The organism is Methylobacterium sp. WL69, assembly GCF_008039485.1.
Taxonomy (GTDB): Bacteria; Pseudomonadota; Alphaproteobacteria; order Rhizobiales; family Beijerinckiaceae; genus Methylobacterium.
The window spans coordinates 46,386-65,710 of sequence record NZ_VRUZ01000005.1; the positions used below are offsets into that span (position 1 = coordinate 46,386).

At 71.9% G+C, this 19,325-nt stretch carries 19 protein-coding genes; 10 read left to right on the forward strand and 9 right to left on the reverse strand.

What is annotated here, in order from left to right; all coding sequences use genetic code 11:
• Position 1: 1 nt before the first annotated feature.
• On the forward strand, positions 2–223 hold the full coding sequence (locus tag FV218_RS02960) for a hypothetical protein (protein ID WP_147708650.1): 222 nt from the start codon (positions 2–4) through the stop codon (positions 221–223).
• A gap of 3 nt (positions 224–226) precedes the next feature.
• On the opposite strand, the gene FV218_RS02965 is transcribed toward FV218_RS02960, so the two are convergent.
• The 7 genes from FV218_RS02965 to FV218_RS02995 all read right to left on the reverse strand — a co-directional run bounded on the left by FV218_RS02965 (position 227) and on the right by FV218_RS02995 (position 7,395).
• Positions 227–1,060 carry an extracellular solute-binding protein gene (locus tag FV218_RS02965; protein WP_147708651.1) on the reverse strand — a complete coding sequence of 278 codons (834 nt, stop codon included), beginning with the start codon at positions 1,058–1,060 and terminating at the stop codon, positions 227–229.
• Positions 1,033–1,743 (reverse strand): ATP-binding cassette domain-containing protein, encoded by a 711-nt coding sequence (locus FV218_RS02970; protein WP_147708652.1) that lies wholly within the window; start codon positions 1,741–1,743, stop codon positions 1,033–1,035. Before FV218_RS02970 ends, FV218_RS02965 begins: the two co-directional genes overlap by 28 nt.
• Positions 1,744–1,748: 5 nt before the next feature.
• Positions 1,749–2,444 (reverse strand): ABC transporter permease, encoded by a 696-nt coding sequence (locus tag FV218_RS02975; protein ID WP_056092178.1) that lies wholly within the window; start codon positions 2,442–2,444, stop codon positions 1,749–1,751.
• 107 nt (positions 2,445–2,551) lie between these two features.
• Positions 2,552–3,805 (reverse strand): gephyrin-like molybdotransferase Glp, encoded by a 1,254-nt coding sequence (gene glp, locus FV218_RS02980; protein ID WP_147708653.1) that lies wholly within the window; start codon positions 3,803–3,805, stop codon positions 2,552–2,554.
• Positions 3,789–4,340 carry a molybdopterin-guanine dinucleotide biosynthesis protein B gene (gene mobB, locus FV218_RS02985; RefSeq protein WP_147708654.1) on the reverse strand — a complete coding sequence of 184 codons (552 nt, stop codon included), beginning with the start codon at positions 4,338–4,340 and terminating at the stop codon, positions 3,789–3,791. Before mobB ends, glp begins: the two co-directional genes overlap by 17 nt.
• Positions 4,337–6,307 carry a molybdopterin biosynthesis protein gene (locus FV218_RS02990; protein ID WP_147708655.1) on the reverse strand — a complete coding sequence of 657 codons (1,971 nt, stop codon included), beginning with the start codon at positions 6,305–6,307 and terminating at the stop codon, positions 4,337–4,339. Before FV218_RS02990 ends, mobB begins: the two co-directional genes overlap by 4 nt.
• 2 nt (positions 6,308–6,309) lie before the next feature.
• Positions 6,310–7,395, reverse strand: a complete 1,086-nt coding sequence (locus FV218_RS02995) for a molybdopterin-binding protein (RefSeq protein WP_246684967.1) — start codon at positions 7,393–7,395, stop codon at positions 6,310–6,312.
• Between the two features lie 233 nt (positions 7,396–7,628).
• On the opposite strand from FV218_RS02995, the gene FV218_RS03000 reads away from it, so the two are divergent.
• The gene (locus FV218_RS03000) at positions 7,629–8,924 is read left to right on the forward strand and encodes a c-type cytochrome (protein WP_147708656.1); all 1,296 of its coding nucleotides are present in this window, start codon (positions 7,629–7,631) and stop codon (positions 8,922–8,924) included.
• A gap of 10 nt (positions 8,925–8,934) precedes the next feature.
• Here FV218_RS03000 and FV218_RS03005 read toward each other — a convergent pair whose 3' ends face one another.
• On the reverse strand, positions 8,935–9,429 hold the full coding sequence (locus tag FV218_RS03005; RefSeq protein ID WP_147708657.1) for a GNAT family N-acetyltransferase: 495 nt from the start codon (positions 9,427–9,429) through the stop codon (positions 8,935–8,937).
• 9 nt (positions 9,430–9,438) lie between these two features.
• Complete coding sequence (locus FV218_RS03010) at positions 9,439–11,430, reverse strand: 4Fe-4S binding protein (protein WP_056092165.1); 1,992 nt, start codon at positions 11,428–11,430, stop codon at positions 9,439–9,441.
• 223 nt (positions 11,431–11,653) lie between these two features.
• Here FV218_RS03010 and FV218_RS03015 point away from each other — a divergent pair, with 223 nt between their 5' ends.
• The 8 genes from FV218_RS03015 (at position 11,654) to FV218_RS03050 (ending at position 19,315) form a co-directional block, all read left to right on the forward strand.
• Complete coding sequence (locus tag FV218_RS03015; protein ID WP_147708658.1) at positions 11,654–12,433, forward strand: biotin/lipoate--protein ligase family protein; 780 nt, start codon at positions 11,654–11,656, stop codon at positions 12,431–12,433.
• Complete coding sequence (locus FV218_RS03020) at positions 12,430–12,987, forward strand: DUF6505 family protein (RefSeq protein WP_147708659.1); 558 nt, start codon at positions 12,430–12,432, stop codon at positions 12,985–12,987. Before FV218_RS03015 ends, FV218_RS03020 begins: the two co-directional genes overlap by 4 nt.
• A gap of 37 nt (positions 12,988–13,024) precedes the next feature.
• The gene (locus tag FV218_RS03025; protein ID WP_147708660.1) at positions 13,025–14,035 is read left to right on the forward strand and encodes a DUF6352 family protein; all 1,011 of its coding nucleotides are present in this window, start codon (positions 13,025–13,027) and stop codon (positions 14,033–14,035) included.
• A gap of 11 nt (positions 14,036–14,046) precedes the next feature.
• Complete coding sequence (locus FV218_RS03030; protein ID WP_056092155.1) at positions 14,047–14,586, forward strand: DUF3305 domain-containing protein; 540 nt, start codon at positions 14,047–14,049, stop codon at positions 14,584–14,586.
• Positions 14,583–15,296: a DUF3306 domain-containing protein gene (locus FV218_RS03035; protein WP_147708661.1), complete on the forward strand. Its 714-nt coding sequence runs from the start codon at positions 14,583–14,585 to the stop codon at positions 15,294–15,296. Before FV218_RS03030 ends, FV218_RS03035 begins: the two co-directional genes overlap by 4 nt.
• Before the next feature lie 170 nt (positions 15,297–15,466).
• Positions 15,467–16,051, forward strand: coding sequence for a molecular chaperone TorD family protein (locus tag FV218_RS03040; RefSeq protein ID WP_244474991.1), 585 nt, complete (start codon positions 15,467–15,469; stop codon positions 16,049–16,051).
• 68 nt (positions 16,052–16,119) lie between these two features.
• Positions 16,120–16,365, forward strand: coding sequence for a formate dehydrogenase (locus FV218_RS03045; protein WP_056094054.1), 246 nt, complete (start codon positions 16,120–16,122; stop codon positions 16,363–16,365).
• A 7-nt stretch (positions 16,366–16,372) separates the two neighbouring features.
• Complete coding sequence (locus tag FV218_RS03050; protein ID WP_147708662.1) at positions 16,373–19,315, forward strand: formate dehydrogenase subunit alpha; 2,943 nt, start codon at positions 16,373–16,375, stop codon at positions 19,313–19,315.
• Positions 19,316–19,325: the final 10 nt, after the last annotated feature.

Genomic DNA, 19,325 nt, shown 5'->3' on the forward strand with positions numbered 1-19,325 from the left:
GATGAACAAGGTTCTGGCCGCCCTCTTCCTGATCGGGGCTGCAGGCGACGCCCTCGCCCAGGCGATGAACCCGGCGCCGCCGATCCCGGAGACCGGGCCGGCGGGCTCCAATTCCGCCGCCAACACCCTCTCGTCGATGGACTTCAACTGGGTCTGGGCCAGCCTCGTCGTCATCGGTCTCGGCACCGCGCTCTGGTACCTCGTGCGACGCCGGGCGCGGTGAGGGTCACGGGGCGCGAACGGCCCCGGCACTCGGGAAGAACAGCTGCTCGCCGCCGATCCTGTAGGCGGCGATGGAGGCCTGCCCCTCCGGCGAGACGAGCCAGTCGATGAAGGCCTGCCCCTCCTTCACCTTCACGGCGCGGTGCTTGTCCGCGTCGACCAGCATCACGCCGTAGGGATTGAACAGGCGCTTGTCGCCCTCGACCAGGATGGCGAGATCGCCCCGGTTCTTGAACGCGAGCCAAGTGCCGCGATCGGCCAGGAGGTAGGCGTCGAGGGCGGAGGCCGTGTTCAGGGCCGGCCCCATGCCCTGGCCGACGTCGCGGTACCATTCGCCCTTCACGGCGGCCAAATCGATCCCGGCCTCCTTCCAGGCCCGCAGCTCGGCGCTGTGGGTGCCGGAGCGGTCGCCCCGCGACACGAACGGCGCCTTGGCCGCCGCCACCTTCCGGAGGGCTGCGGTGATGTCGGTGCCCTTGGCGCCGGCCGGGTCGCCCTTGGGGCCCACCAGCACAAAGTCGTTGTACATCACGTCGAAGCGCGCCTTGGCGAAGCCCTGCGCCACGAAGGCGTCCTCCGCCGGCCGGTCGTGGACGAGGACCACGTCGGCATCGCCCCGGCGCGCCGCGTCGAGGGCCTGGCCGGTGCCGAGGGCCACCACCTTCACGGCGATGCCGGTCTTCGCCGCGAAGGCGGGCAGGATGTGCTTGAACAGGCCGGACTGCTCCGTCGAGGTGGTGGAGGCCACGACGATGGAGGCCGGCTCGGCGCTCACGGGGGAAGTCCCCAGAAGTACGAGAAGTCCGAGGGTCAGGAAGCCGCGGCGAGGGAAATCCAAGGCAGTTCTCCATCGAAATAGGCACGCGCTTCGGGCGTACGCGAGGACAGGAGGGTGGTGCGGGTCGGGCCGTGCTCGACGGCGCGGCCGCGCGCGAGGACGATCACGTCGGCGGCGAGCCGCGCGACCTGCGCGAGGTTGTGCGACACGAGCACGACCTTGGTGCCCACCGCCGCCATCTCGGCGATGAGCGCTTCCACGAGGTCGGTTGCGCCGGGATCGAGGTTCGCCGTCGGTTCGTCTAGGAGCAGGAGATCGGGGCGGGCCGCCCAGGCCCGGGCGAGGGCGAGGCGCTGCTGCTCGCCGCCGGAAAAGCGCGTGGCCGGGTCGCCGGCCCGGTGGGCGAGGCCGACCCGGGCCAGGGCCGCGCGGGTGCGCTCCCCGCGCTCGGCCCGGGGCAGTCCGAGGCGCGCGAGGCCCAGGGCCACGTTGGCGGCGGCGCTCGCCCGGATGAGGGCGGGCTTCTGGAACACGAAGGCCCGGCGCGCCGCACCCGGCACCCGCAGGCTGCCGCTCGTCGGGACGAGGAGGCCGTCGATCACCCGCAGGGTCGCGCTCTTGCCCGCCCCGTTGGGACCGACGAGGGCGGTGATGCCGCCGGGCGGGATCGCGAGGCTCAGGTCATCGAGGATCGTGGTGCCGTTCAGGATCAGGCGGATGTCCGTGAGGGTGATGCCCGCCATCCCGCTCACCCGTAGGCGCGGGCGGCGTGGCCGCGCAGGAGGGCGGCCACCGCATTCACCGCGATGACGAGGGCGATGAGGACGAGCCCGAGGGCCAGGGCGAGGCTGAGATCGCCCTTCTGGGTCTCCAGGGAGATCGCCGTCGTCATGGTGCGGGTGTGCCCGTCGATGTTGCCGCCCACCACCAGTACGGCGCCGATCTCGGAGATCGCCCGCCCGAACGCGGCCAGCGCCGTCGTGACCAGCGAGAAGCGGGTGTCGTAGATCAGCACCCATGCCCGGCGCGGCGCCGACAGGCCGAGGGAGCGCAGCTGCTCGCCGAGATGGTCCTCGGCATCGGCGATCACCTGCCGGGTGAGGGCCGCCACCAGGGGGGTGGCGAGCACCGCCTGCGCCGCCACCATGGCGCCGGGGGTGAACAGCAGGCCCAGCGGCCCGAACGGTCCCGAGCGCGACAGGACGAGGTAGAGCACCAGCCCGACGATCACCGGCGGCAGCCCCATGAACGCGTTGAGCAGCCCGACGATCGCGGGCCGTCCCCGGAACCGCGCGACGGCGAGGAACGCGCCCAGGGGGATGCCCAGGAGCAAGCCGATGGCGACGGCCGACAGGCTGACGCGCAGGGACAGCCACGCGATGGCGACGACATCGCGGTCGAGGGTCGCCAGCCGTGAAAACGTCTCGTGGAGGGTCTCGGTCATGCGGGCCGGATGCGGAGGGTCCGCTGCGATGCTACGCCCGGCCGGACAAGATCAATAGGCAGCCTACTTCCTATGTGCCGGACCCAGACGATCGATGACGCGCAGGGCTACCAGAGCGTGGCATGCGGATAGTACGCGAGGGTGTCGCCGGGCGCGACGCCGATGGCCTCGTCCGGCAGTTCGGCGAGGCCGTCGCTCCCGGTCAGCGACGTGAGGAGGCCGGCGCCCTCGCGGGGGAAGTTGCGCGCTTCCATCACGCCGTCGGGACCGGGCGCCACGGTGACGCGGACGAATTCCCGGCGCCCCGTCTTCTTGCGATAGGTGAAGGCGGCACGCATCCTCTGGGGAACCACCGGCACGGCGCTTTCGCCGCTTAGGCGCGCGAGCAGGGGACGCACCACGAACAGCAGGGTTACATAGACCGCGACGGGATTGCCCGGCAGGCCGACGAACGGGGTGCCGTTCACGAGGCCCATGGCGACGGGGCGGCCGGGCTTGATGGCGAGGCGCCAGAACAGGAGCTGGCCGACCGCCTCCACGGCGGTGCGGATATGGTCTTCCTCGCCCGTCGAGACGCCGCCCGAGGTGAGGATGAGGTCGTGGTCGCGGGCGGCGTCCGCGAGGCGCGCGGCCAAGGCCCCGGGTTCGTCGCGCAGGATGCCGAGATCGTCCACCTCGACCCCAAGGCGGGCGAGGAGGGCGGCCAGCATCACCCGGTTGGAATCATGGATGGCGCCGACCCCGAGGGGGGCGCCCGGCTCGGCCAGCTCGTCCCCGGTGGAGAACAGGGCGACGCGCAGGCGGGTGCGGACGGGCAGCTGCGCATGGCCGGTGGCGGCGGCGAGCGCCACATCCTGCGGCACGAGTCGGCGGCCCGCGGCGATGATGCGCTCCCCACGCGCGACATCCTCGCCCGCGGCCCGGGCGTTGGCCCCGCGCTTCAGTCCCTGCGGCAGCAGGACCACGTCGCCGTCGCGGCGCACGTCCTCCTGCATGAACACGGTGTCGGCGCCGGGCGGCAGGGCGGCGCCGGTGAATATCCGGACGGCGCCGCCGGGGGTGTCGATACCGTCCGGCACGGCCCCCGCCGGAAGCCGGCCCCGGACGGGCAGGCGGGTCTCGCCATTCGCCTCCAGATCGGCGTATCGCACGGCGTAGCCGTCGACGGCGGAATTCGCGAACGGCGGAACGTCGTGGCCGGCCACGACGTCCTCGGCCGCCACCCGCCCGTCGGCCCGGGCGAGGGGCACCCACTCGGTCCCGGCCAGGACGGGCAGGCGCGCGGTGATGAGGCTCGCCGCGTCCTCGATCCGCATCAGGGCCCCGCCGAAGGCGAAGCAATCGTCACTCAGCTGCGCCATGTCGCCTCCCGAGCCTGTCCAGGGTCGCAGCAAAGGGTTCGGAACTGGCGAGGACGAGGTCGGCGATGGCCGCGATCGCGTCGAGGTCCACCACCGGTACGCCCGCCTCGGGGAAGACCGTATCGCTCGCGACCCCGACGATGCGCGGATCGCCGGGATGGAGCGGCGGCCGGCCGTTGGCGGCGCGGTGAACCTCGAGCTTGGCGTGCGCCTCGCGCTTGAAGCCCTCGACGAGGACGAGGTCGCACGGCGAGAGCTTTTTGAGGAGATCGGCCAACGTGGCTTCGCCCTCGTCCGCCACCTCGTGGATCTGGACCCAGCGCCGGGCGGACGAGACGATGACCTCGCCGGCCCCCGCCTCGCGGTGGCGGTGGGAATCCTTGCCCGGCTGGTCCACATCGAACTCGTGATGGGCGTGCTTGAGGGTCGCCACCCGCAGCCCGCGCGCCACGAGGGCCGGGATCAGCCGCGTCAGCAGGGTGGTCTTGCCGGCTCCGCTCCAGCCGGCGAGGCCGATGATCCGGGGCGCGGTCATGGAGTTTCTCCGACGCGGAAGCCGAGGTCGCGGAGCGCCGCGCGGGTCGGTTCCTCGGCGAGCACGTCGAGGAAGGCCGCGAGCGCCGGCGTATCGCGCTTGTCCGCCGCGTAGGCGAAGTCGTAGCGCTCTTCCGTGAGCGGCAGGAAGCCGAGGCCGTAGGCGCGGGCCACGGTGGAGATGGCGACGCCCCAGTCGGCCCGCCCCTGCGCCACCGCCGCCGCCACGGCGTTGTGCGAGCGCGGCTGGTTCCAGAACCCGGCGGGCCGGCTCCCCCGCAGGAGATCGTCGACGAGCGCGCGGGTGCCGGAGCCGACATTGCGGTTGACCATCACGGCCTCGGGGACGGCGAGCGCGGCGGCCACCGCCGCCCCGGCCTCGCGATCCGCGAACAGGGGATCGCCGCGCCGGAACACCACCCCCTGGAGACGTCCCCAACCGGGGGCGAGGCGGAAGCCCTCGGCGAGGAAGGGGCTGTTGTAGAGGCCGGTCCCGGGGTCGAGGAGGTGGAGGGCGGCGAGATCGCATTCGCCGCGCTGGAGGGCGGCGAGCCCCCCGGCGGAACCGACCCAGAGGGTGCGGGCCCGCAAGCCCCGTTCGGCCAGGAGACCGACGACGCGGTCGAGGCCGACGCAGTGGCTGCCGATCAGGGTGAGGTCGGGCGGGCGCACGCCCGCCCCGAGCCGGGTGACGGACACGGTCTCGCCGGCCTCGACGCCCGAGCGCGCGGCGGGGACGGCGAAGAAGCCGTCGGCCTGGGAGAACGCCGTGACGGAGCCCGACCCCTTCGACAGGGCCAAGGCGACCATCCCGCCGGGCGTCTCGGCCAGGGACGCCATCACGAATTCCGTCCGCCCGAGTTCGGAGGCTACGCGCTGCGGCAGCACGGCCGCGACGGCCTCGTCCTCCCGCGGCGGCAGGCCCGCCATGGCGCGGATGAGGGGCACGACGAAATCGTGGAACGTGAACATGGCCGAGGTCGGGAAGCCCGGCAGCACGATGATGGGCTTGCCCTCCGCCACGGCGAGGCACAGGGGCTTGCCCGGCTTGAGGGCGACGCCGTGGACGAGGATGCCGGGGGACCCGAGATCCTTCAGGATGCGGTGGGAGACGTCACCCGCCCCCTTCGAGGTGCCCCCCGAGAGGATGACGATGTCGGTCTCGGCGAGCGCCCGGTGCAGGGCCTCCCGCAGGGCGGCCGCGTCGTCCGGGACGATGCCCAGCGGCACGGACTCGCCGCCGTTCTCGGTGACGGCGGCGGCGACGATCGGCCCGTTGGAATCGTAGATCGCTCCGGGGGGGAGGGGCGCGCCGACGGCGACGAGCTCGTCGCCCGTCGAAAGCACCGCCACGCGGGGCCGGCGCACCACCGGAACGCGGGCAAGGCCGCAGGCGGCCAGCATGCCGATTTCCCGAGCCGTGATCCGTAGACCCTTGCGCAGGACCGTCTCGCCGGCGGCCATGTCGGCCCCGGCATAACCGACGAACTGGCCCGGCCGCGCCGCCTGGACGAGGTCGATGGCGAGCGCTTCACCCTGGAACTCCGTCTGCTCGACCATCACCACGGCGTCGGCGCCGCGCGGGATGACGCCGCCGGTGGCGATGGGGGTGGCGGTGCCCTCGGCCACGGCGAGGCGCGGCGCGACGCCGCAGGCGAGGATTTCGGGGTTGAGGATCAGGCGCCGGGGGCTCGCGGAACGCGAGCCCTGCGTGTCCGTGGCCCGCACGGCGAAGCCGTCCACCAAGGCCCGGTCGAAGGGCGGCACGTCGATGGGGGAAGCGACATCCCCGGCCAGGACACGGCCCAGGGCTTCGGCGAGGGCGACTGACTCGGACGGCAGGGTCCTGTGGGGCACCGCCGCCCGGAAGCGCGCCGACGCCTCCTCGCGGCTCACCACGGTCAGGAACTGCTCCTGCCGGGCCGCCGCCGCGAGGCGTTCGCGGAAAGGAAGATCGCGCTCCGTCATCGTCACAGCGGCAGGGTCCCGAGTCTGGTGCCCTCCGAATAACCCTCCCGCTCCGGCGGCACCAGGATGGCCGCATCCGCCTCGGCGAGGTGCGACAGGGGAAGGTCCGCCCCGCCGAGGGGCTCGAGGCCATCGGCGTGGCGGTGCACGAACACCACGTCGCTAATGCCGATGGTGGCGGTGACCTTGCGCAGCAGCGTGCCGCCCTCGGGCTCGGACACGCGAACGCCGGACAACGCCGCCAGCAGGGGACGCCCGAGGGTGAGGAACACCGCGAGCGCCGCCTCGGGGCGGCCCGGCAGCAGCAGGATGGGACGGCCCCCGGCGCGGCCGAAGGCGGCGGTCTCACCCGGGCGGAGCGCGATGCCGTGGGCCAGGACCTCGCCGGCCAGGGTTAGGGCGGCGACGGCGTGGTCGGTCCGACCGGGACCGGTGCCGCCGAGGACCAGCACGGCATCGGCCCGCGCCGCACGGATCGCGTCGGCGATGCCGTCGAGGGTGTCGGGCGCGTCGATGCGCTCCCCCAACTCGACGCCCTCGCGGGCGATCAGGACCGAGAGCGTATCGGTCGAGGGCGTCGCGGCGGCGATGAGGGCGACGCGCGGGACGCGCACGGCGATGGACTCGACGCCGGCCGCCGCCAGGGCGAGGAGATGGCGCGGAGCGACACGCATGCCGGCGGCGAGGAGGCGGGTGCCGGCCGCGACGTCTTCGCCCCGTTGGCGGACGCCGTCGCCGGGGGGAGCGTCAGCGACGATCGCCCGGCCCTCCAGGGCTTCGGGCGGGAGCACGGTGTCGGGCCCCTCGGGAAGGTGTTCCCCCGTCTCGACCCAGACCGGCGGAGCGCTCGGAAGGATCGGCGAATAGGCCGAGGCCCCGGTGACGGCATCGGCTCGCACCGCCCAGCCGTCGCGCAGGGCCGTGGGGCGTTCGGGCCAGCCGCGTTCGGCGATGATGTCACGGGCCGCCGCGAGGCCGAGGGCCTCACGGGGGGGCAGCTTGCGCTCCGCCACGGGCGAAACGCCCGCGATCAGGCCCGACACCGCGTCGGCCAGGGGCATCAGGGCGGCCGAAACGAACCGCGTCACGCCGGTCTCGCGAAGGCGCGCCGTCGGCCGATCCCGGCTTCCGTCAGGGCGAGGAACGTCATGCGCCATCGCATGCGGCATCCGTCCGCGTTGATCAAGCGCGGGCGGTCTTCCTACCCGGCGTGTTCGCGCGCGGCACAGGGCCCCAGGGTGGAGCTCGGGACAGGACCTACGCACCTCGTCTAAGGTCCAGCCGAACCGGCGCCGGGCCGGGGGACCGGACCTGGAGAGCGATGCGGCGCCTGCGTTTCGTGCGATCCGTCCTTGGAGTGTTCGGCCTGCTCGCCGTCCCCCTCGTAACCCCGCCGGCCCTGGCGCAGATGCGCGGCCATGGCGGCCCGGTGCGGGCGCTCGCCGTGGTGCCGGGCGGCGAGATCGCGATCTCGGGCGGGTTCGACCAGGCGGTGATCGTGTGGGGGATCGCGAACGGCACCGCGCTCAGCGTCCTGCGCTTCCACGAGGGCGCCGTGAATGCCGTCGCCCCCCTGCCCGATGGTGGATTCGCCACGGCCTCGGAGGATGGCCGCATCGCCCTGTGGCGGATCGGCCGGCCGGAGCCCGAGCGGACCTTTGCCGAGCATACCGGGCCGGTGGCCGGGCTCGCGGTGTCCCCGGACGGGCTCAGCCTCGCCTCGGCCTCCTGGGACGGAACCGCGCGGGTCCGGCCCCTGGCCGGCGGACCGGCGCGGGTGCTGGCGGGGCATGCGGGCCCCGTCAACGCCGTCGCCTTCCTGCCCGACGGCCGGATCGCCACGGCGGGCTACGACGCGACCCTGCGGATCTGGCCGACGGAGGACGCGCCACCCCGCGTCATCACACTGCCGACGCCGCTGAACGCCCTCGCGGTGGCCCGCGACGGCGAGATCGCCGTGGCAGGCGGGGATGCGATCGTGCGCTTCCTGCGCCCGGACGGTAGTGAGCGGACCGCCAGCGAGGTCGGGCCGAACCCGGTAATCGCGCTGGCGCTCTCGCCCGACGAGACCCGCCTCGCCGCCGCCACGGCGGGGGGCACCGTCGCGGTCATCGACCGCGCTACGGGTGCGATCCTGCGCCGCCTCGTCGGGCCCGGCCTGCCGGTCTGGTCCGTGGCCTGGCGCGGCGACGAGCTCGTCACCGGCGGGAGCGACCGGCTGGTCCGGCGCTGGAACGCCATGACCGGCGAGCCCATCGGTGCGCTCAGCCTGCCCCGCCCCGCCGACACCCTGGCGACCTTCCACGGGGATCGCGGCGCGGAGGTCTACCGTGCCTGCGTCGCCTGCCACGCCCTCAGGCCGGGGGACGGACCGCGCGCCGGCCCGAATCTCGCCGGCATCATCGGTCGCCGCATCGCGAGCGAGCCCGGCTACCGCTATTCCGAGGCGCTGAAATCCATGGACCTCGTCTGGGATGCCGCCGCCATCGCCCGCCTGTTCGAGGTCGGTCCGGCCCGCTACACGCCGGGCACGCGGATGCCCGAGCAGACCATCAACACCGCCGAGGACCGCGAGGCACTCGTGCGCTTCCTCGAAAAAGCGACGGCCCTGCCGTGAAGCGCCCCCGTCAGGGGTGCCGGATCATGTAGCGGGCGTCGGGTCCGTAGCCCGCGAGCTTTTTCGCGAGCGCCGGATCGCCCGTCGCCTCGCAAAACCCCTGCGCCGCCCAGAAGGCGGATGAGCCGTTCACGGCGACGAGGGCGATGGGCGTGGCGTTGGCATGCACGACGAGGTCGGCGACGGCCCGACGGGCATAACCATGGCCCACGGCGTCGGGATGCAGGCCGAGATCGTGGAGGTAGATCGCTCCCGCAGCGTCGAGGGTCTCCGGCAGGGGCCGGTCCAGAGGCGGAATGCGGCCGAGCGGCCAGGGATAGGCGACGCAATAGCCCCGGATCGCCCCGTTCTCGCGCGCTAGCACCCGGCACAGGGCGGGGCTTGCCCGGAGCCGTTCGGCGAAGCGCGCGGGCGCCTCGTAATGGTCAGGGAACAGGTCATCGGCGAGGGCGACGACGGCTTGCAGATCGCCCGGCATCATGGCGTGCCAGCGTAGGGCCTCCATCGGCCGCGCTCAGACCGCCTCGCCCCGCTCCGCCCGCTCGCGAAGGTAATCCTCCGTCGTGCGGGTGCGCGTCCGCTCCGGCCCGGCATGGGGGTCGAAACCCTGGTTCAGGGCGGATTCGACGCGGCAATCCTCGCACATCATCAGGGCGTTGATCCGCTCAGGGCCGCCGGACCCCGAAAACATCCAGTGGCGCTCGCGCAGCTTCTCGACGACCCGCTCGATGGTGCTGCGGGTGCCGAACGGCTTGGCGCACGCGATGCAGCAGAACGGCTCCTCCTCCTTCACGATGCGGCGCGGCGCGGTCCAGGCCTCGAAGTCGAGCCCGGGGCGGAGATCGATGACCGATTCCGGGCAGGTGGCGGCGCAGAGGCCGCACTGGACGCACAGGCTCTCCTCGAAGGCCAGCAGCGGCCGGTCGCTGCTGTCCGACAGGGCGTTTGTCGGGCAGGCGCCGACGCAGGCGAGGCAGAGGGTGCAGTCCTCGGTACGGAAGTCGAGGCCGCCGAAGGGGGCCCCCGCCGCGAGGGGCACGAAGGCCGTGGGCCGGGGCGCCACCTCGTACATCTCGCGGAAGGCGAAGCGCAGCACCTCGCGCTTGCCACCGACGGGCATGAACCGGCTCGGCCGTGACGACGCCGTGCCGGAGCGGACCTCCGCCAGGGCGGCCCCGAGGGCCTCGGGATCGTCGGTCTCGATCACGGAGACCACGGGCGTCCCAGCGCCGTATCCGAGGGCCTGGGCCAGGGTCTCGGCCAGGGCCACGCTCCGGTGGAGGCTGTCGAGGTCGTGATGGGGCCGCGCCCGGGCGAGCACGCGCACGCCGGAGGCGCCAAAGGCGAACAGGGCCGCCATGGCCTCGGGGCCGAGCTGCGTGATCTCGTTGAGCCGCACCGGCAACACATGGGCCGGCAGGCCGTCGCCGTGGCGGGCCAGCGCATCGATGAGCGGCTCGCCGTGATCGCCGTCGTGGAACAGGATCGTAGCACCCCGGCCCCCGGACTCCCCGTAGGCCAGCATCAGGCTCCGCAGGCGCCGCATCAGGGCATCGGCGGGGGGCAGGGCGTAGGCCGCCGCCCCCGTCGGGCACACGGCGGCGCAGTTGCCGCAGCCGGCGCAAATGTAGGGATCGATGGCCACGGTATCGCCCGCCGACGCGATGGCCCCCGTGGGGCAGACCTCGAGGCAGCGGGTGCAACCGGTGATGCGCGAACGCGAATGCGCGCAAAGATCAGCGTGGAAGGTGACGAACTTCGTCTTGTCGAAGGTGCCGACGAGGTCGGCCGCCGCCGTGATGGCGCGCTCCACCGCAGCCGGATCGCGCGGGTCGGCGCGAAGGTAGCCGCTGCGCAGATCATGGGCGGGAAACAGCGGCGTGCCGCCGGTGAGGTCGAGGACCACGTCGCAGGTCGAGGTGGCGCCGTTACGGGGCGGACCGAAGACGAGATGCGTGCGCGACGAGGGGGCGGGGAGGGCGTAATCGTCGATCCGCAGCTCGAACGCCCCGAGCCGGCCGGTGGCGCCCGCCACGGTGCCCTGGAGCACGGGAAAGTCGTTGCGCTGGGGCGGCTCGACGGCGTCCGGACGGGTCAGCAGCACGGTGACGTCGAGACTGTCCGAAAGCCGCCGCCCGGCCTCGATGGCGACGGCGTCCCGGCCGTAGATCAGCGCGATGCCCTGGCTCTCCATGGAGACGGTGCCGGCGTCGGGGACGGGTTCGGCGGCGGCGGCCAGGAGAGCGGCCATCTTCGGCCCGGCCGCTTCGGCCTCGGTGGACCAGCCCGCGGTCTCGCGGATCTTGGCGTAGGTGACGCGGTCCTCCGCGCCCAGCTCCTCGGCGACCTCGTCGAACAGGGGCGCCTGCAGGGTGCAAGACACGGTGACGGGCCCGCCCTCACCCAAAGCTTCGCGAAAGCGGTCGAGCTCCCGCCCGCAGAGCTGGTCGGCGGTCCGCAGGGAGCCGCCACAGCCGCGCGCGATGGCGCTTGCGTCGAGGGGCATGGTCCCCTCGCAGGAACAGGCGAACACGATGCGATCGGACACGTTTGACCCTGAGGCATTGGGAGCGGGCGCGGCCCCTTCGCGGGGCCGGACGCATCCGTTATATAATCGAACGGTTCGAAACTACGAACGGACCAATTGACCGCACCGGGGACGGGCCGCACGCCGGACCGGCGGCGGTTTCGGTCCCATCGCGAAGGTTCTCGACATCACGGCACCACCCATGACCCAGTCCTTCGTCCATGAGCCGGTCGTCCAGGGGCCGGTCATCCCTGAGCCGGCCGCGCCCGTACTGCCGCCGGCCTTCCGCTGCGTGCTCGCGCCGGCGACCGACGATGCCTTTTCGCGCGCCCGTGCGCTCGCCGAGGACGGGGCCGGCGACGCCGCGGGGACCCTGGTGCTGGTCGAGCGCGGGGACATCCTCGATCTCGCCGTGATCCTCGCCCCGGACGAGCCCCTGGCTTTGTCGCGGCGGGCCTTTCTCGTCGGCATGCTCGCCCTCATCGATGCGGTGGGCACCCACGCCGCGCCGGAGATGCCCATCACCTTGCTCTGGCCGGACACCCTGATGTTCGACGGCGCGCGCCTCGGCGGCGGGCGCCTCGGCCAGCCGGAGGGCTGCGCCGAGGACGCCGTGCCGGACTGGCTGGTCTTCTCCGCCATGCTCGTCGTCTCCAAAACCCGGATCGGGGACCCCGGCCTCACGCCGGATTCGACGGCCCTCGATGAGGAAGGCTTCGCCCCCGGCATCCGCCTCGCCCTGGTGGAGAGCTTTTCCCGCAACCTCATGAAGGCGTTCGCCGTCTGGGAGGAGGATGGCTTTGCCGGCATCGGTGCGCGCCTCCTCGCCCACCTGCCGCAGGCCGGCGGCGCGAAGGCGGAGATCGATCGCCACGGCGATGCGCTGCTGGAGCGGGACGGCACGGTCGGGCGACTTGCCCTGGCGCCCGGCCTGTCCGAGCCGGCCTGGCGCGACCCCGCCACCGGCACGGTGCGCCTGTGAGCCCCCTCAAGCTGCCCCGCACCCTGCGGCTCGACCCCTCCGACAGCTTCGTGTTCGCGCGGGCCGCCGAGCCCGGGGAATGGGCCGTCACCGGCTCGTTCCTGTTCTGGGACCGGGATCCGGCGAGCCTGACGGGCAAGGAGCGGGTCGCCTTCCGCTCGGGCTTCCTCGGCGTGCGCTCGTTCGGGTTCTCGACCTTGGTGGTGGTAAGCGAGGCGAGCGAGGGCGAGCGTGAGGACGCCGCCGCCAGCCTGGCCCGCCATCTCCAAGACCACCTCGGCGCCCCGGACCGCGCAGCGGCCCTCGCGGCGGCGCGGGAAGAGATCGATTTTGCCGCCTCGCTCTGCGATCTACCCGTCGGCACCGTCGTGGCGCTGCATCGCACGGAGACGAACGGCGCGATCGCGGAAGCTTTTCGCACGTTGCACCAGAAACCCGGCGGCGAAGATCGCCTCCATGCCGGCGCCCGCGCCTTCCGCTTCGTCGAGACCGACGACGACGGGCCGGAGGAACACGCCGACCTCATCGGCCTCGCACGGAGCCGGACACCGTGACCGCACGCCACGCACACGACAGGGACCGTCGCGCATCATGACCGAGTTCTGGGTGTCGAGCGGCCACCATCTCACCCGGCGCACCGAGGGCGGCGGCCTCGGCGTCACGGACGAGCTCATCCTGGCCTATCTGGCGCGGCCGGAACTGATCCCGCCGGCGGAGGCCTGCGCGGCCGAGCGCGCCCTGTACGCGGACCTTCGCGCCGAGCCCCGCCGCGCCATCGCACCGGAGGCGGTGGCGGCCATCGCGGACGCCGATGCGCGAGAGAACTGGGCGGTGCTCCTGGCGTTCCGCGACCGGCTGCTCGGCGCGCGCTCCATCGAGGCGGCCTACGTCGGTCTCGTGCGCGAGGGTCTGCAGGGGACCCCGTCCCTGTTCCTCAACCAGCTCGTCCACCTCATCCTGCGCAACGCCCTCGACGGCTGCGACGACCCCTACGTCCTGCGCGCGGCCGAGCTGTTCTTCCGCACCCAGCGGGTGAGCCGGCACGAGGGCGCCGTGCTCCTGGCCGATGCCGAGGTGATCGAGGCGCGCGAGGGCTCCGCCCCGCTCTCGCCCCTCGTGGCGATGCTCGGCAAGGAAGCCGCCAACGAGCTCGACGTGCTGAACGACGAGAACGCCTGGAGCTACTGGAGCCGCTCCGACGCGTTCTCCATGGCGCTCAACCTCGGCTCGAGCCCGAAGAGCCGGGCGGCGCTCGCCCGCGTCATCGAGGTGTTCGTGCGCCACCTTCTCAACACCGAGGTGACGGTGACGCCCCTCGACCGGCTGGAGGACACGGACTGGCGCTGGTTCGTCGGCCTCGACGCGGAGGGCACGCGCATCGGCAACGCCCTGTGGCGGGGAGAGGCCATCGACGCGGCGATGCAGGAGCGGGTGGTCGCCCTGTTCGCGCTGACCTTCCTCGACCCCACGCGGGTCGATCCGAACGTCGGCGAGCGGCCGGTCTACCTGCTGCTCGCCGGCACGGCCGCACATCTCGTCCAGGTCAAGCCGCAGAACATCGTCGCCGGCCTGCCCCTGCGCGCCGCGTACCCGGCGGCCTGAGGAACTCCACCATGTCAGAGCCCGCCCCCCTCCAAAAACCCGACAACCACTTCGAGGTCGGCGTGGTGGTGGAGAAGCGCCGCCTCAAGGGACCGTGGGCGACCCATGCCTGGCTCCCCGTCGCCGTCCTGCCGGCGGCGCCCGCCGCACCGCCGGGCACGCGCCTCTCCGGCACGGAGGACGAGGGCACCTACTATGCCGGGGCCTACGACGTGCACCTGCACCCGGCCGAGACTGCGCATTACCGGGACAACCTCGTCTCCGGGCGTCCCGCCCTGTGGGTCGCCCTGCGCAAGCTCGGCGAGGGGGAGTACGAGGTCGCCACCGTGACGGCCGATCCCTACGAGGGCGAATCCATGGCCGAGGGCATCGGCGAGGTGGTCGAGGCGGTGCCGATGCCGCCCGACCTCCAGGCCAAGCTGCTGGCCTTCTTCGAGGCCCACCACATCGAGCGCGTGTTCGAGAAGCGCAAGCGCGACCGGGCCGACCCCGAGGCCCTGGCCCGGCAGGCCGGAGGCGCCGAGACCGGCCGCAAGGGGAGGCGGGAATGAGCGACGGCTTCCTCGCGCGCTGGGCCCGGCGCAAGCGCGACGTTCGCGAGAGCGAGCGAACCGAGACTCCGCCGGCGGACATGGAAGCCGTCGAGACCGCAGCGGTGCCGGGCGACGACGCCGTCGTACCGGAAGCGGCCGGCACCGAGGCGGAACTCGACCTCCTGGCCGAACTCCCCTCCCTCGACGACCTCACGGCAGAGACCGACCTGCTGCCATTCCTGCGCGCCGGCGTGCCGGCGGCCCTGCGCAACGCCGCCCTGCGGAAGATGTGGTCCGTCGATCCGGCCATCCGCGACTTCGTCAGCGAAGCGCGCGAGTACGCCTACGACTGGAACACGCCCGGCGGCGTACCGGGCCTCGGCCCGCTCCTGCCGGGCGACGACGTGAAGGCCATGCTCGGCCGGCTGTTCAATCGCGACCCGTCCGAAGCCGCCGAGGCCGAAGCCGGTGCGCCCGAGGTCGACCGGGCGGACGTCGACCGGGTGGACGTCGACCGGGTGGACGTCGATCGGGCGGAGGTCGATCGGGCGGACTTGGTGCAGCTCGATCCGGACATCGCGTCGGACCCCGCGCCCGGCCGGACGCTCCCGACGACATCGATATCCGCTCCTGATCCTGCAGATTTACCGGAGCGGCTGCCCGTAATATCCGGAACGACAGTTGCGCCGGTACGCCTGCGACGCCATGGCGGCGCAATGCCCAGCTGAGCCGTGGAATCGCGATTGCGCCAATCTCGAACGCTTTTTATCCTAGCTCCAATGTAGGCGATCCGCCTAAGATACGGCGCTGGTCAGAGTTCGGGTTCAAGGGTGGGATGGGTTCCGTCGCAGTGGCTATCGAGCATGCGGACGAGGGGCCTCGAGACGGGTTCGCTTCGGTGAGCGGAACCGTCGACGCGGTCGATCTGGAGCGTGCGCAACATTACGATCTCCTCGCCGTCCTCCTCGGGCGGGCGCCGGATCGTGACCTGCTGGTGACGCTCGGTGGTCTTCGCGGTGACGACAGCGTCCTCGGCCAGCCCGTCGAGGCCGTGGCGCGCGCGAGCCGCACGGCGGCACCGGACACGGTGGCGCGCGAATATCACGACCTCTTCGTCGGCGTCGGCCGCGGGGAACTGCTTCCCTACGCATCCTACTATCTCACGGGCTTTCTCAACGAGCGGCCCCTCGCCCGGGTGCGTGCGGACCTCGAGAGCCTCGGGATCGAGCGGGACCTGAGCATGACGGAGCCGGAGGATCACCTCGCGATCCTCCTCGACTGCATGGCCGGCCTCGTGGCGGGCCGGTTCGCGTCGGAGCCCGACGCCGCGCGCGGCTTCTTCGCGAGGCATCTCGAGCCGTGGGCCGGGCGCTTCTTCTCCGATCTGGAAGGGGCCAAGGCCGCCCGCTTCTACCGGACCGTCGGCGGCCTCGGCCGTGCCTTCATCGCGGTGGAGGCGCAGGCCTTCGCCATGGACGCGTGAGCGCCCGCGACCATCAGAATCCCGGATGCGCCGAGCGCGCATCCCCCGCCGTTTGAGGAGTGCCGATCATGCGACAGGACCAGAAGGACCAGCTCGGTCGTCGCCAGTTCTTCCGCGCGCTGGGCGGCGGAACTGTGGCGGCCGCCGTGGGCGTGGCGGCGACGCCGATGACGGCGACGGACGCCCAGGCCTACGACCCCGGCCAGGACGAGACCAAGGGGCGCTACCGCCTCACCGACCACGTCAAGGCGTTCTACCGGACCAACGGGTACGAGACGCTCAAGAACAGCACCAACGACGCCGGCAAGAAGTGAGGCAGCCATGCTGACGAAGCGTAAGAGCGGCACGGCGAGCCGCACCAAGCATCAGGCGGTAGCCGCCGGCCTCGCCGCCGGAATGCTCGACCGTCGCGGCTTCCTGCGGAAATCCGGCCTCGCCGCCGGCGCCCTCGCCGCCGCCGGCTCGATCCAGCTCGGCTCCGTGCGGCAGGCGCGCGCCGCCGGTGCCTCAGCGGTGGGCCCCGAGACCGTCATCAAGAAGAACGTCTGCACCCACTGCTCCGTGGGCTGCACGGTGACGGCCGAGGTGGTCAACGGCGTCTGGGTCGGCCAGGAGCCGTCCTACGCGAGCCCGATCAACCGCGGCACCCACTGCGCCAAGGGAGCGGCCATCCGCGAGCTCGTCTCGTCCGACCGCCGCCTGAAATACCCGATGAAGCTCGTCGCCGGGCAGTGGCAGCGCGTTTCCTGGGATCAGGCCATCGACGAGATCGGCGACAAGCTCGCGGCGATCCGCGAGAAGAACGGCGCCGACTCGGTCTACTGGCTCGGCTCGGCCAAGTTCACCAACGAGGCCGCCTACCTCATGCGCAAGTTCGGCGCGTTCTGGGGCACCAATTCCGTCGATCACCAGGCGCGCATCTGCCACTCGACCACCGTGGCGGGCGTGGCCAACACCTGGGGCTACGGCGCCCAGACTAATTCATACAACGACATCCGCAACGCCAAGACGATGATCATCCTCGGCGGCAATCCGGCCGAGGCTCATCCGGTCTCCATGCAGCACCTGCTGTCGGGCAAGGAGATCAACCGCGCGAATATGATCGTCATCGATCCGCGCTTCACCCGCACGGCCGCCCACGCCACGGAATACGTCCGCATCCGCTCGGGCACGGACATCCCCGTCGTCTGGGGCATCCTGTGGCACATCTTCCAGAATGGCTGGGAGGACAAGGAGTTCATCAGCCAGCGCGTCTACGCCATGGACGATGTCCGTCGCGAAGTTGCCAAGTGGACCCCGGAAGAGGTGGAGCGCGTCTCGGGCGTGCCCGGCGAGCAGCTCAAGCGCGTGGCGGAGAAATTCGCCAAGGAAAAGCCCGCGACCCTGATCTGGTGCATGGGCGCGACCCAGCACACGGTCGGCACCGCCAACGTGCGCGCGCTCTGCATCCTGTGTCTCGCCACCGGCAACGTCGGCAAGCCGGGCACCGGCGCCAACATCTTCCGCGGCCACACCAACGTGCAGGGCGCCACCGATCTCGGCCTCGATGTCACGTCGCTGCCGCTCTACTACGGCCTCGTCGAGGGCGGCTGGCGCCATTGGGCCCGCGTCTGGGACGTGCCGTACGAGTGGCTGCAGTCGCGCTTCGACGAGGTGCCCGCCACGGCCGGCCGCAAGGCCCGGACCCGTAAGGAGAACATGGAATCTCCGGGCATCACCTCGACCCGATGGTTCGATGCCGTGAACCTGCCGCCCGAGCAGATCGACCAGCGCAGCCCGCTGAAGGCCTTCATGGTGTTCGGCCACGGCGGCAACACCGTCACCCGCCTGCCCGAGGCGGTGGAGGGCATGAACAAGCTCGAACTGCTGGTGGTGGCCGATCCGCACCCCACCACCTTCGCGGCCCTGGATGCCCGGCAGGACAACACTTACCTCCTGCCGATCTGCACCTCCCTGGAGATGGACGGTTCGCGCACGGCGTCGAACCGCTCGATCCAGTGGGGCGAGCAGATCGTGCAGCCGGCCTTCGAGTCGAAGAACGACTACGAGGTACTCTACCGACTCGCCGTCAAGCTCGGCTTCGCCGACACGCTGTTCAAGGGCATCAAGATCGAGAACAACATTCCCTCGGCGGAAGACCTCCTGCGCGAGATCAACCGGGGCGGCTGGTCGACGGGCTATTGCGGCCAGAGCCCGGAACGCCTGAAGGCGCACATGCGCAACCAGGCCAAGTTCGATCTCATCACCCTCCGCGCCCCCAAGGATGACCCGGAAGTCGGCGGAGACTATTACGGTCTGCCGTGGCCGTGCTGGGGCAAGCCCGAGCTGCGGCACCCCGGCTCGGCGATCCTCTACAACACGTCGTTGCACGTGAAGGACGGCGGCAGCACCTTCCGGGCCCGCTTCGGCACCGAGCGCAACGGCGAAACCCTGCTCGCCGAGAACTCCTTCACCAAGGGGTCCGACCTCACCGACGGCTACCCCGAATTCACGTTCGGGGTGTTCAAGAAACTCGGCTGGGACAAGGACCTCACGGAGGAGGAGCGCGCCACCATCCTCAAGATCGGCGGCGAGAAGCCCGACACCGTGAGCTGGGCCACCGACCTGTCGGGCGGTATTCAGCGGGTCTGCCTCGACCACGGCGTGATCCCGTTCGGCAACGGCAAGGCCCGCGCCAACGCCTGGAACCTGCCCGACCCGGTGCCGGTGCACCGCGAGCCGATCTACACGCCGCGCCCCGATCTCGTGGCGAAGTACCCGACGCGCCCCGACGAGCGTCAGTTCCGCATGCCGAATATCGGCTTCTCGGTGCAGAAATCGGCGGTGGAGCGCAACGTCGCCCGCGACTTCCCGATCATCCTCACCTCCGGCCGCCTCGTCGAGTACGAGGGCGGCGGCGAGGAGACGCGCTCGAACCCGTGGCTCGCCGAACTCCAGCAGGACATGTTCGTCGAGATCAACACCGGCGACGCCACCGAGCGCGGCATCAAGGACGGTCAGTTCGTCTGGGTGACGGGCGCCGAGAACAGCTCGAAGGCCAAGATGAAGGCGCTCGTCACCGACCGCGTCGGCAAGGGCGTCGCCTTCATGCCCTTCCACTTCTCGGGTTGGTACGAGGGCCGCGACATGCGGGACTACTACCCTAAGGGGACCGACCCGGTGGTGCTCGGCGAGAGCTCGAACTCGGTCACCACCTACGGCTTCGATCCTGTGACGGGCATGCAGGAAACGAAGTGCACCCTATGCCAGATCAAGGCCGCGTGAGAGGAGCGCA